The sequence below is a fragment of the Promicromonospora sukumoe genome, from assembly GCF_014137995.1.
GTDB lineage: Bacteria > Actinomycetota > Actinomycetes > Actinomycetales > Cellulomonadaceae > Promicromonospora > Promicromonospora sukumoe.
Genome location: NZ_JACGWV010000001.1, coordinates 2215705 through 2227318 on the forward strand (window position 1 = coordinate 2215705; position 11614 = coordinate 2227318).

The following is an 11614-nucleotide window of genomic DNA, read 5'->3' on the forward strand; positions in this document are numbered from 1 at the left end:
GCCGGAATATGGCGCTGACCTGCGACGGAGCACGTCGGGTGCGCGGTCGCGGCTTCGCCCACCGGCGAATGCGCTGGCGGCCGCCGGGGGCCGAGGGTTACCTGGACAGGAGACAAGCCCAGGACGGAGACACCCATGACCGCCAGCACCCCGTTCCGCTTCGGCGTCGTCGCCACCCCCGCACGCACGGGCACCGCCTGGCTGGACCACGCACGACACGTGGAGAGCCTCGGCTTCGACACCCTCGTCGCACCCGACAGCATCGCCCACGGCCTGTCCGTGCTGCCCCTGCTCGCCGCGGCCGCCACCGTCACCACCCGCCTGCACCTGGGCACCTACGTCCTCGCCAACGACTTCCGCCACCCCGTGCTCGTCGCCAAGGACGCCGTCACCCTCGCCGTCCTGTCCGACGGGCGCTTCGAGCTCGGCATCGGCGCCGGCCACCCCGGCACCGGCCCCGACGACGCCATGATCGGACGCACGTTCGACCGCCCCGGCGTCCGCGTCTCCCGCCTGGCCGAGTCCGTCGACATCATCCGCCGCCTCCTCGCCGGCCAGGCCGTCACCACCACGGGGGAGCACTACACCACCACCGACGCCTCCGTGCTCCCGCACGGCACCGACCTGCCCCACGTACCGCTCCTCATCGGCGCCGGCGGCCCCCGCATGCTCACCCTCGCCGCACAGCACGCCGACACCGTCGCCCTCGGCATCCCGCTCGACGCCGACGCACCCACCGCCACCGCACTCGTCACGCTCCTGCACGACGCCGCCACCACCGCCGGCCGGGACGCACCCGTCGAGCTCAACATCAACCTCATGGCCGTCGGCGACGCCGTACCCCGCTACCTCGCCGACCGCATCGACCCCGCGGCGCTCGCGGCCAGGGGAGCGGTGTCCGTGGTCAGCGGGTCGCCGCAGGAGATGGCCGACCAGCTCCGGGAGCGCCGCGAGCGCCTCGGCGTCTCCTACTTCGTGGTGTCCGAGGAGCTCGTGGACGCGTTCACCCCGGTGTTGCGGCTGCTGTCGGGGGAGTGAGGGCGCCCGGGGGTGTCAGCGTCGCGTGGTTGAATCCGTCGGTGCGAGCGATCCTCTTCGACGAGTTCCAGGGCCCCACCTCCGTGCGGAAGGTCCCCGACCCGGCGGCCCCCGACGGCGGCGGCGTCGTGCGCGTGCACGCCACCGGGCTGTGCCTGAGCGACTGGCACGCGTGGGCCGGTCACGACACCGACATCCCCGCCCTGCCGCACGTCCCCGGCCACGAGCTGGCGGGCACCGTGGAGAAGGTGGGGGCGGGCGTCACCCGGTGGCGCGAGGGCGACCGGGTCACCGTGCCGTTCGTGAGCGGCTGCGGCACCTGCGAGTGGTGCCGCACCGGGCAGGCCCAGGTCTGCCCCGACCAGACGCAGCCCGGGTTCACGCACTGGGGTTCGTACGCGGAGCTGGTCGTGCTGAACGCCGCCGACGCCAACCTCGTGGCCCTGCCCGACGACGTGTCCTTCGAGGCCGCGGCGAGCCTCGGCTGCCGGTTCGCCACCGCCTACCGGGCCGTGACCGGCCGGGCGCGGGTCCAGTCAGGGGAGTGGGTGGTGGTCGTCGGTGCGGGCGGCGTCGGGCTCAGCGCCGTGATGATCGCCGTGGCGCGTGGGGCGCGCGTCGTCGCCGTCGACCGGTCCGAGGGCGCCCTGGAGGCCGCCCGCCGGGCCGGCGCCGAGCGCACCGTGCTGGCCGACGGGCTCGACGTCCCCGCCGTCGTGCACCAGGTGACCGATGGCGGTGCGCACGTCGCGGTGGACGCCGTCGGGAGCGAGCGGACGTGCGCCGACGCGATCCTGAGCCTGCGACGCCGTGGCCGGCACGTGCAGGTCGGCCTCTTCCCGCCCGTCGACGGCGGCCCGCGCGTGCCGATGGGGCGCGTGATCGGCTGGGAGCTCGACGTGCTCGGCAGCCACGGCATGGCCGCCGTCGACTACCCGGAGATGCTCGACCTGGTGGCCTCGGGGGCATTGCGCCCGCAGGACCTGCTCGACCGGGTCGTGGGCCTGCAGGAGGCGGCGGAGCTGCTGCCGACCATGGACACCGCGCCGCGCGCCGGGATGGTGGTGCTCGACCCAGGGCGGGACTGACGGCTCGTTTCTCCTGTCGGCTGGTTCCTCAGGCCGCCCAGCGCAGCAGCGCCTCCAGGGGCTCCGGTATGCGGTCCAGGGGGAGCACCTCGGCGAGGCGCCGCCCGTAGTACTCCTTGCGGCCGGCCTTGCTGCCGAGGAACCGGTGCAGCTGCTGGGCGACGGTCCAGTCACGCTGCACCGGCTGGCCCTGGAGGCGCTCGAAGCTGCGCCGCTCGCCCTCGGCCGCGATGAGCTCGACGAACGCGTCGACGCCGACCGCCCGGATGAGCTCGTCCTCGAGGTCCCGGTCGCACCGGAAGAAGCCGTGCTCGGACAGGGGAGTGGTCGACGCCGCGGGGCGGAGCCCGACGCGGTCGAGGCCCTTGACCACGAAGCGTTCCTCGGCGGCGTCGTACAGGCCGCCGATCCGGATGGTTCTCGTGGCGTTCGGCGGCAGGTCCACCAGGGCGACGAGGTGATGACCGATGTTGGTGATGCCGCCCATGGCGATGACCTGCACACCACGGCGGGCGAGGGGGAGGCCCTGTCGTGCGGCGAGGGCCTCGACGGCCGCGCGGTCGCTCTCGCCCTCCACGAGGACGGCTGTGCTCGTGGAGGCGGCGAGTATCCCGGCGAGGTTCATCGTCTCGGAGCGTATGCCCGGTAGCAGGGGAGCCGCCGCAGATTTCTCGCCTGCTACCGTGGTGATCTTACCTGGTTTTTGAAAACAGTTGTGTTGCGCTATACACAATGCTTTAGAGGTGCGGCCCGGCATCTGGGGTAGGGGTGGGGCGAGCTGAGCCAGTAGGTGCCGGTTGGGCGCTCGGGCGCCGGCCCGGTGTTCGCATGGCTTCGGTCGGTTGCGTCGAGACCGGTCGGTCGGTGGACCGGTCTCGACGCAACCGACCGGTTCGGCGACGGATCTCGCATCAGGGGCGGGGCCAAGGGCTGCACAAAGCTCTGACTCAGCGGGCGGGTAGGGGTCGCGCAAGGCCATGGATCGGGCCACGCGCCAGCTCTGGGCCGGTGCACGGCGCGGCCGCCGGTGAGCCGCGTCTAGCCCCGTGTCGGACCATGCAGTTTCTGCCGGAACCAGTCAGGTCCTGGCAGCAGATGCATGGCGTAGGCCTGCGATCACCAGCCGCCTCAGCCGCTCGGGTCGGCAGCCTGCCGCACAGAGTCGGCAGTCCGTATTGGGGGTCGGCAGTTTGCGTCGAGGTCGGCACAGGCCTGGACCGACCTCGGTGCAGAGTGCCAACTTTGCGCGGCAGACTGCCGGCCTGGACGCAGAGTGCCGCCGTCATCGGGGGACCTGTCTGCGCGTCGCCTCCACGCCGAAATGACATAATGTGCATTATCGGATCTAGCCCAGAATGGCGAGATCTCAGCATCTGTGCCGGTTCTGAAGCTGATTCTGTGCCGTGTGCGCACCCTGCGGGGCGCGAAGTTCGACCTCGTGGTGCTCGTGGTGATCGACGTCGAGCCGCCTGGGTGCTCCAGCCTGCAGTACGAGCGCGTTGTGCTGTGCGTGCTCCGTGCAGCGTGGTCGGGATGTGATCGTCGTCGGGCTCCGAGCCATGCCAGCAGGCATCGCCTCGTCACTTTGACGCCCTGACGGGCTTCTGGAGGCTCCTCACCGAAGATCGGCGCTCCGACCGGCAACCCCGGCTCGCTGACATAACGGAGCCGCGCGCTCCTCCAGGCAGAATCGCCGCATGACGCCTGGACCCGACGCCCGTGAACCTGATGTGGATGCGCTGGCCGACGCGCTCCGCCGTCGTCCTACCGTGCGCCTCGGCGACGGTGTGGACCCCACCTGGCGCGACGCCCTCGACGGATGGGCCCGCGCGCACGGGCTGGAGGTCACCGAGCGCGACGCGACACTCGCGATCACTACCGATCCAGGACAGGCGGGAGGCTCAGCGTGGGTCCACTCCCCCTTTGCCGGCGTCGAGCACCTGGCGCCCGCCCTGCCCGACGGCGTGCTCCTGACCCGCACCACCGGCACGATGCCAGGGCGCATCGCCGAGTACGTGCTGACCTGGGTTCTCGCGGAGCGCTGGCAGGTTGCCCGGTACCTGACGCAGTCGGCGACGGCGGCCTGGGACGCGTCGAACCCGCCCGTCGCGCCCGCGCGTGGCGAGGCCGTCGTGCTGGGCACCGGCGCCATGGGCGCGGCGATCGCCCGGTCGCTGGGCGGCCTCGGGTACCGCGTCGTCGGGCTGAGCCGGAGCGGCCGGCCCGACGACGCATTCGACGCCGCACTCCCCCTCGCCCAGGCATTCTCCGGCGAAGGCCCCGACGGAACGCGCGACGGCGCAGCACGACTCGACACGACACCGTTCGACCCGACACGTATAGATGTGCTCGTCCTCGCACTCCCCCACACGCCACACACCGACGGCCTGGTCACGCCCGGGCTGCTGCGCGCCTTCGACGGCGTGCACCTGGTCAACATCGGCCGCGGCTCGGCCGTCCGCACGTCTACGCTGCTGGACGCACTCGACGACGGCACGGTGCGCCACGCGACGCTGGACGTCGTCGAGCGGGAGCCGCTGGAGGCGTCGTCGCCCCTGTGGCGGCGGTCCGACGTCACCGTCACGCCGCACGTCTCCGGCCTGACCCTGCCGTCCGACGTCGTGGGCGCCCTGGACGCCGCCCTGACCGAGATCCGGGCGGGAGCCCGGCCCGCGTCGGCCGTCGCCAGGAAGCAGGGTTACTGACCGTTGTGCTGGCCCTCCAGACCCGGGGCGAACGGCCACTCCTCGAAGGCGGCGCACAGACCGTCGACGTCGAGCTCCAGGACCCACAGGTCCCGCCACCGGTCCCCCGGCTCGAGGTACTCCACGCTCGCCCGCACCACCGCCGTCGGGCCGTCCACCGCGATGACCTGGGCCGTCAGGGTGAACTCCTCGTCCGGACCGTCGCGGTGGCTCTCCCAGAACTCCGCGAGCGCCGGGAGCCCGGTGATGGGCTCGGCCCAGGGTGAGGTCAGGTAGGTGGCGTCGGCCGTGAAGAGCCGGTCGAGGCCGTCGGTGCCGGGTGTGCGCCAGAGTCGTTCGTAGTCGCGGATCCAGGTCTCGACGGCTTCGCGGTTGCTCATGCGTCGAGGCTACTCACCCGGCGTCGGGCATGCCCGGGCGGTCGACCTGTGCGGCGAGGTGGTCGGGTGCCTGGATGCAGTAGGAGTCGGTGAGGAGCTCGGTGAGCTCGTCCCAGTCGGTGTGCTGGTCCAGGACGACGCCGACGACGTTGCTGCCCCAGTCGGCCTTGAAGTACTGGGGGCCGATGTGCTGGAAGGCGTGGACCTCGTCGGGTTCGGCGCGGAAGGTGACGCGGACCAGGCCGTCCTCGCCGCCGAAGACGTGGGCGACGGTGGCGTCGCGGGTCTTCCAGGCGACGCCGGTCCAGGCGTCGTGCTCCCGGCACTCGGGCAGGCGTTCGAGGATCGCGGCGATCCGGTGGACGACGTCGACGGGTACGGGGGCGCGTTCGGTCACGTGGGGAGTCTTGCACCAGCCACTGACATGCCCGCCGGTCCGCGTCCGACCAGCGTCCCGTGCGACCGCCGTCGGAGACCGGGTCAGACGAGCCCGAGCTCCCGGGCCCGGACTCCTGCCTGGAAGCGTGACCCGGCGCCCAGGGCGTCCATGAGCTCGGCGACGCGGCGGCGGTAGGTGCGCACGCCGAGGCCCAGGGTGCGGGCCGCGGTCTCGTCCTTGACCCCCTGGCTCAGCAGGTCCAGGACCTGGGGTGCGAGCCGGCGGATCTCGGCGATCCGGGTGTCGTAGACGTCGAGGTCGGTGGCCGACCGCCAGGCGGCCTCGAACAGCGACGTGACGCCCTGGACGGTCTCGGGCTGGGTGATGACGCTGTAGCTGCGCTGCCCGGCGCGTACGTCGCCGGCCAGGATGACGAGGCGGCGGTCCAGGATGATCGTCTCGTTGATCTCGTCGCCCGTGATGCGGATCTGCGCGCCGTGCCGGTCGCGGTCGCGGGCCAGGCCCTGGGCGGCGACAGGGTCCAGGAGCAGGGCGGAGCGGTACACCTTGCGGATGCGGACGTCGCTGGGCCGACGCGTGCGGATCGCTTCGGCGAGCTCGCCGGACGCCTGGGCCCTGGCCCAGGTGGCGAGGTCGTTGGCGGCGCAGGCGACGTCGGTCGCGGACGCCAGCAGGTGCCCCGTGCGCTCCAGGAGCTCGCGCTCGCCGTGCACGATGGTGACCATCTCCCCCGTCTGCATGCCTTCGATCATGCCCGGCGGCACGACAGGACACCAGGCGCACCCCGGAGGCGGCAACAACCTGCCATCGCCGTGGGTTCGGGCGAGCCCGGCGGCACGCTGGCCGTATGACCACAGACACGACCTCGAACACGACGAACCCCACCGTGACGACCCCCACCACCTGGCAGCTCGGCGACCGCACCGTGAACCGCATCGGGCTCGGCGCCATGCGCCTGATGGGCATGCCCTGGGACGAGGCGCCGCGCAGCCGGGACTCGGCGCTCGCGGTGCTGCGCCGCGCCGTCGAGCTCGGCGTGAACCACATCGACACCGCCGCGTTCTACTTCACGCCCACGCGCTCGGCCAACGAGCTGATCAGCACCGCCCTGCAGCCGTACGGGGACGACCTGGTGATCACCACGAAGGTAGGCCCCGCCCGCTCCCGGGACGGCGCGATGGAGCCGATGGCGCGCCCTGACGAGCTCCGCGCCCAGGTCGAGGAGAACCTGCGCCAGCTCGGCCGCGACCACCTGGACGTCGTCAACCTGCGCTGGGGTACCCGCATGGCCGGCGAGGGACGCGAGCCCGACTCCCTGGCGGAGCACTTCGGGGCGCTCGCGGAGCTGCGCGAGGCGGGCCTGGTGCGGCACCTCGGCGTCTCCAACGTGCTCGCCGGGCAGCTCGCCGAGGCGCTCGGCATCGCCCCCGTGGTGTGCGTGCAGAACCAGTACGGCCTGACGAACCGGGAGGACGACGACGTGCTCGCTCTGTGCGGTGAGCGCGGCATCGCGTTCGTGCCGTTCTTCGCCGTCGGCGCGGCCGTCCCGGGCGCCTCGCCCGCCGGCGGCCCGGACGAGACCGGGACAGCCGAGGTCGCGGCCGTCGCGGCGGCGCACGGTGCGACCCCGGCGCAGGTGCGGCTGGCCTGGACCCTGCACCGCGGCCCGCACGTCCTGGCGATCCCCGGGACGGGCAGCGTCACGCACCTCGAGGAGAACGTCGCCGCGAGCGCCCTGCGGCTGACGGCGGACGAGCTGGCCGTGCTCGACGCCGTCGCGTAGCCCCCCGTCCTGCCAGGCCACTGCCGTGTCAGTCCCCCCGCGTAGCCTGACCCGCGTGAGGATCGCCGTCACCGGTTCGACCGGCACCGTGGGCAGTCAGGTCGTCAGCCTCCTGGCCGCGAGCGCCGGGCCGGAGGTCGTGGCGCTCGCGCGTCGTCCGGAGGCGGTGCCTGCCCTGCTGTCAGAGGCGGCACGGCGGGCGGCGCGGTCCGGCCGGGTCTCCGCGGTGCGTGGGGACTACGACGACCCGGGGTCGCTGGTGGCGGCGCTGGAGGGCGTGGACGTGCTGGTGTTCGTGTCCGGGGACGGTGAGGCGGCCAGGATGCTGGTGCAGCACCAGAACGTGGTGCGGGCCGCCGCGGACGCCGGGGTGGGGCACGTGGTGTACCTGAGCGGGGTGGACGCGGACCCGGCGTCGCCGTTCTGCTACGCGTTCACGAACGGGTGGACGGAGCGGCTGGTGGAGGGCAGCGGGCTGCCGTTCTCGTTCGCGCGGGCGTCCTTGTTCACGGAGTTCTTCGCGGCGTTCCTGGGGCCGGCGCTGGCTTCGGGTGAGCTGCGGGTCCCGGCCGGGCAGGGCCGGGTGTCGCTGGTCTCGCGGTCCGACGTCGGGCGGTGCCTGGCTGCGCTGGCGCTGCTGCCGCCGAGTGGGCGGGCCCACGACCTGTCGGGGCCGGTGTCGCTGTCCCTCGACGCCGTGGCGGAGGTGCTGAGCGGGATCGCGGGCCGGGCGGTGCGGTACACCGACGTGCCGCCGCCGGTCCTGGCCGAGGAGCTGGCCAGGGCCGGCGAGGACCCGTGGTGGACGTACGCGTACTCCGGCATGTTCGCGTCGGTCCGGCAGGACCGGTGGGGCGTGGTGTCGGACGAGGTGCTGCGGCTGACGGGCCGGGGCCCGGCGGCGCTGGACGTCGTCGTCCGCGCGACCGCCTGAGCCGGCCCGCCCCTACCTTGGTACCCCGGACCTGCTGAAGGCCTACCGGTACTGCGCGACGATCGGGCAGTCCATCGGGTCGGCGTACCCCAGGCCGACGCGGTTGAGGTAGTTGACGATGATCCTGTAGGACTCGAGCAGCCCGGTCTCGGTGTAGGGGATGCCGCGCTCGGCGCAGAACTCCTGCACGATGGGCCGCACCTGGCGCAGGTTGACGCTGGGCATCCGCGGGAAGACGTGGTGCTCGACCTGGTAGTTGAGGCCGCCCATGGCCCAGGCGACGAACCAGCCGCCGCGGATGTTGCGCGAGGTGAGGACCTGGCGGCGCAGGAAGTCGACGCTGTTGTCCTTGGGCAGCAGCGGCATGCCCTTGTGGTTGGGGGCGAAGGTGGCACCCATGTAGACGCCGAACGTGGCGAGCTGGACCAGCAGGAACGCCAGGCCGAGCACCGGACCGAGGGTCAGGAAGACGAGGGTCGGGAAGCCGATCAGCCGGATGCCCAGCATGACGCTCTCCGCCGCGCGGTGCTTGATCCCCGGGGTCGTGGCGAGCGTCTGGACCGACTTGGCGTGCAGCACCGGACCGAACAGCGCCAGCATCGGGAAGAAGAGCCAGCCCTGGCGCCGCGTCACCCAGCCGAGGAACCCGGTGCGCCCGACCTCCTCCCCCGGCACGAACACGAGCGCCCCCGTGTCGATGTCGCCGTCCTTGCCGATCACGTTGGGGTTGCCGTGGTGCTTGTTGTGCTTGCGGTTCCACCAGCCGATGCTCAGGCCGACGCCGAGGTTGCCGATGATCCGGGAGAACCACTCGTTGTGCTTGCCCGTGGCGAAGATCTGCTGGTGCCCGCCGTCGTGCGCGAGGAAGGCGCCCTGGGTGAACACGATGCCGAAGAAGGCCGCGACGGCGAGCTGCCACCACGTGTCGCCCAGGGTGAGCAGCAGCGTGAACCCGACCGCGAGCGCCGCGGCGAAGCCGATGGTGCGGCCGACGTACCAGCCGACGCGACGCCCCATGAGGCCCGCGGCGTTGGCGCGCTCGACGAGCTCGAAGTAGTCGTTGGTCTGCGCGTTGCGGGCCGTGCGTCGTTGGCGGGCCGGGCGGGGCGGGGCTTCGGTCGTCATGGGCGTCAACCTAGGAACGCGGTGTGGTGCCGCGCGTCCCCCGCAGGAGCCAAACTCACCCCCTACGCAGGTAGTGGGTCGGCGTCCTCGACGGGCAGGGTGGCGGTGACCTCGAAGCCGCCGTCGAGCGTGGGGCCCGCGGTGACGGTCCCGCCGATCGCCGCGACGCGCTCGCGGATGCCGGCCAGGCCGAGGCGGGCGCCCGGGGTGGGCTCGTCGTCGCGGCCGGGGGGCGTGTTGGTGACGACGACGCGCAGCTCGTGGCCGTCGCCGCTGATACGTACGGTGACGGCGGAGCCCGGGGCGTGCCGCAGGGCGTTGCTCAGCGCCTCCTGGACCACGCGGAACGCGGTGAGCCCGACGACCTCGGACACCTCGGTGCCCTCTGCGGTGCCGTCCTCGGTGCCATCCTCAGAGTCTGAGCCGGTGTCCGCGCCGTCGTACGTGATCTCGGCGCCGGAGGCGCGGGTGGACTCGATCAGCCCCGTGACGTCGGCGAGGCCGGGCAGCGGTGCGGTGGGGGCGGTGTCGTGGCCGCGCAGGATGCCGAGCAGACCGCGCATCTCGCTCAGCGCACGCCGGGACGACGCGGCGATCTCCTCGAACTCGCTCTGCACCGCCTCGTCGAGGCCGGGCTGCCGGTAGCGGGCCGTGGAGGCCTGGACGGTGATGACCGACATGCTGTGCGCGACGACGTCGTGCAGCTCGCGGGCGATCCGGTTGCGTTCCTCCAGCTCCCGCCGGCGGCTTGTCTCGGCGGCGCTGAGCCGCTCGGCCTGCTCCATGCGCAGCACGCTCAGGCTCCACAGCCGCATGATCACGCCGACGAGGGCGAACCCGCCGCTCAGCGAGACCAGCACGACGCCGTTGGCGAACGCGGACGGGTGCCCGCCGTCGCTCAGGATCGCGGGTGCCCACACGGTCAGCATCGCGCCGACGGACCACAGGGACGCCGCCCAGTACCAGGAGTGGCGCAGGGCCAGCACGAACACCGTCAGGCAGTGCGCGAGCAGCACGGTGACCGGCCACGGCCACGGCCACTCGGGCGCCGCCCCGGCGGTGACGACCATCAGCGCCAGGGAGCCCGCGACGGACGCGCCGAGCCCGGCCCAGGGCCACCGCACCGCCAGGATCGCGGCGGCGCAGTTGACCAGCGTGAACGCCATGGCCGCCGCGGGGTGGGTGCCGTAGCCGGACGCGGTCACCGGCCAGCCGACGGCGACCAGCGTCACCGCGATGAACGAGACCACGGACCACAGCCACACGACCTCGCGCCGGGCGATCGAGACGGCGCTGACGTCCAGCCGGGTCAGGGCGCGCAGCCGTCGTCGCGGCGTCGGGGTTGGGTGATCCATCACCCGCAGGCTAAGCCTTGGCCCCCGCCCGGCGCGTCACCCGTACGACGGACCCGCCGTCATACTTTCGTCTCTCGGTTAGGTTGTCCCCATGCCACCCGTGCCCGACGCCTCCGCGCGCGACATCCGCGTGCTCATCGTCGACGACCAGTCGATGATCCGCGCCGGGTTCGAGGCCCTCCTGAACGCCCACGACGGCATCACGGTGGTCGGCACGAGCGACGACGGCGCCGGCATCAGCGAGGTCGTGCGCCGCGTGCAGCCCGACGTCGTGCTGATGGACATCCGCATGCCGAAGGTCAACGGCCTGGACGCGGCCCGCACCATCATGGCGATGCCCGGCACCCCGCCCAAGGTCATCATGCTGACCACGTTCGATGCCGACGAGTACGTCTTCTCCGCCCTGCGCGCGGGCGCCAGCGGGTTCCTCCTCAAGGACTCCCCGCCCGAGGAGCTGACCCACGCCGTCCGCATCGTCGCGGCCGGCGAGGCGCTCCTGTCCCCGCGGATCACCCGGGCGCTGATCGCCGACTACGCCGCCCGCCCGGCCGCACCGGCGTCGGCCGACGCCACCCTGGGCTCCCTGACCGACCGCGAGCTCGACGTCATGAAGGCCGTGGCCGCCGGCCGGTCCAACGCCGAGATCGCCACCGAGCTGCACCTCGCCGAGCAGACCGTCAAGACGCACGTCTCCCGCATCCTGAACAAGCTCGCCCTGCGCGACCGCACCCAGATGGTCGTCTGCGCCTACGAGTCGGGCCTGGTGCGCGCCAACCGCTGACGTGTCAGATGCGCTGACGTGTCAG

At 72.7% G+C, this 11614-nt stretch carries 12 protein-coding genes; 6 read left to right on the forward strand and 6 right to left on the reverse strand.

Annotated features, from left to right (window positions below; translation table 11 throughout):
• The first annotated feature begins 135 nt into the window (after positions 1-135).
• Together FHX71_RS09785 and FHX71_RS09790 are read left to right on the forward strand one after the other, a co-directional pair.
• Complete coding sequence (locus tag FHX71_RS09785; RefSeq protein ID WP_182615773.1) at positions 136-1038, forward strand: TIGR03621 family F420-dependent LLM class oxidoreductase; 903 nt, start codon at positions 136-138, stop codon at positions 1036-1038.
• Between the two features lie 41 nt (positions 1039-1079).
• Entirely contained in the window at positions 1080-2126 is a 1047-nt protein-coding gene (locus FHX71_RS09790; RefSeq protein ID WP_182615775.1) for an alcohol dehydrogenase catalytic domain-containing protein, read from the forward strand.
• A gap of 28 nt (positions 2127-2154) precedes the next feature.
• Here FHX71_RS09790 and FHX71_RS09795 read toward each other — a convergent pair whose 3' ends face one another.
• A complete protein-coding gene (locus FHX71_RS09795; RefSeq protein WP_182615777.1) occupies positions 2155-2751 on the reverse strand; it encodes a TOPRIM nucleotidyl transferase/hydrolase domain-containing protein in 597 nt (198 codons plus the stop codon).
• Between the two features lie 1072 nt (positions 2752-3823).
• On the opposite strand from FHX71_RS09795, the gene FHX71_RS09800 reads away from it, so the two are divergent.
• Positions 3824-4831: an NAD(P)-dependent oxidoreductase gene (locus tag FHX71_RS09800; RefSeq protein ID WP_182615778.1), complete on the forward strand. Its 1008-nt coding sequence runs from the start codon at positions 3824-3826 to the stop codon at positions 4829-4831.
• On the opposite strand, the gene FHX71_RS09805 is transcribed toward FHX71_RS09800, so the two are convergent.
• The 3 genes from FHX71_RS09805 to FHX71_RS09815 form a co-directional block, all read right to left on the reverse strand.
• Positions 4825-5211: a nuclear transport factor 2 family protein gene (locus FHX71_RS09805; RefSeq protein WP_182615780.1), complete on the reverse strand. Its 387-nt coding sequence runs from the start codon at positions 5209-5211 to the stop codon at positions 4825-4827. The two genes, FHX71_RS09800 and FHX71_RS09805, sit on opposite strands and share 7 nt — an antisense overlap.
• Positions 5212-5224: 13 nt before the next feature.
• A complete protein-coding gene (locus FHX71_RS09810) occupies positions 5225-5608 on the reverse strand; it encodes an MmcQ/YjbR family DNA-binding protein (RefSeq protein ID WP_182615782.1) in 384 nt (127 codons plus the stop codon).
• 83 nt (positions 5609-5691) lie between these two features.
• Positions 5692-6351: a helix-turn-helix domain-containing protein gene (locus tag FHX71_RS09815; protein ID WP_182615784.1), complete on the reverse strand. Its 660-nt coding sequence runs from the start codon at positions 6349-6351 to the stop codon at positions 5692-5694.
• Between the two features lie 107 nt (positions 6352-6458).
• On the opposite strand from FHX71_RS09815, the gene FHX71_RS09820 reads away from it, so the two are divergent.
• Both FHX71_RS09820 and FHX71_RS09825 read left to right on the forward strand, forming a co-directional pair.
• On the forward strand, positions 6459-7394 hold the full coding sequence (locus FHX71_RS09820; protein ID WP_182615786.1) for an oxidoreductase: 936 nt from the start codon (positions 6459-6461) through the stop codon (positions 7392-7394).
• A gap of 55 nt (positions 7395-7449) precedes the next feature.
• Positions 7450-8328: an NmrA family NAD(P)-binding protein gene (locus FHX71_RS09825; protein ID WP_182615788.1), complete on the forward strand. Its 879-nt coding sequence runs from the start codon at positions 7450-7452 to the stop codon at positions 8326-8328.
• 42 nt (positions 8329-8370) lie between these two features.
• On the opposite strand, the gene FHX71_RS09830 is transcribed toward FHX71_RS09825, so the two are convergent.
• Together FHX71_RS09830 and FHX71_RS09835 are read right to left on the reverse strand one after the other, a co-directional pair.
• On the reverse strand, positions 8371-9453 hold the full coding sequence (locus FHX71_RS09830; protein ID WP_182615790.1) for a fatty acid desaturase family protein: 1083 nt from the start codon (positions 9451-9453) through the stop codon (positions 8371-8373).
• 62 nt (positions 9454-9515) lie between these two features.
• A complete protein-coding gene (locus tag FHX71_RS09835) occupies positions 9516-10808 on the reverse strand; it encodes an ATP-binding protein (protein ID WP_182615792.1) in 1293 nt (430 codons plus the stop codon).
• Positions 10809-10899: 91 nt separating this feature from the next.
• On the opposite strand from FHX71_RS09835, the gene FHX71_RS09840 reads away from it, so the two are divergent.
• Entirely contained in the window at positions 10900-11589 is a 690-nt protein-coding gene (locus FHX71_RS09840) for a response regulator (RefSeq protein WP_182615794.1), read from the forward strand.
• Positions 11590-11614 lie beyond the last annotated feature (25 nt).

Excerpts from the sequence above, each read along its gene's own strand:
- FHX71_RS09785 (WP_182615773.1), top strand. The coding sequence starts at position 136 with ATGACCGCCAGCACCCCGTTCCGCTTCGGCGTCGTCGCCACCCCCGCA.
- FHX71_RS09800 (WP_182615778.1), top strand. The coding sequence starts at position 3,824 with ATGACGCCTGGACCCGACGCCCGTGAACCTGATGTGGATGCGCTGGCC.
- FHX71_RS09795 (WP_182615777.1), bottom strand. The coding sequence starts at position 2,751 with ATGAACCTCGCCGGGATACTCGCCGCCTCCACGAGCACAGCCGTCCTC.
- FHX71_RS09820 (WP_182615786.1), top strand. The coding sequence starts at position 6,459 with ATGACCACAGACACGACCTCGAACACGACGAACCCCACCGTGACGACC.
- FHX71_RS09815 (WP_182615784.1), bottom strand. The coding sequence starts at position 6,351 with ATGCAGACGGGGGAGATGGTCACCATCGTGCACGGCGAGCGCGAGCTC.
- FHX71_RS09805 (WP_182615780.1), bottom strand. The coding sequence starts at position 5,211 with ATGAGCAACCGCGAAGCCGTCGAGACCTGGATCCGCGACTACGAACGA.
- FHX71_RS09835 (WP_182615792.1), bottom strand. The coding sequence starts at position 10,808 with ATGGATCACCCAACCCCGACGCCGCGACGACGGCTGCGCGCCCTGACC.
- FHX71_RS09840 (WP_182615794.1), top strand. The coding sequence starts at position 10,900 with ATGCCACCCGTGCCCGACGCCTCCGCGCGCGACATCCGCGTGCTCATC.
- FHX71_RS09830 (WP_182615790.1), bottom strand. The coding sequence starts at position 9,453 with ATGACGACCGAAGCCCCGCCCCGCCCGGCCCGCCAACGACGCACGGCC.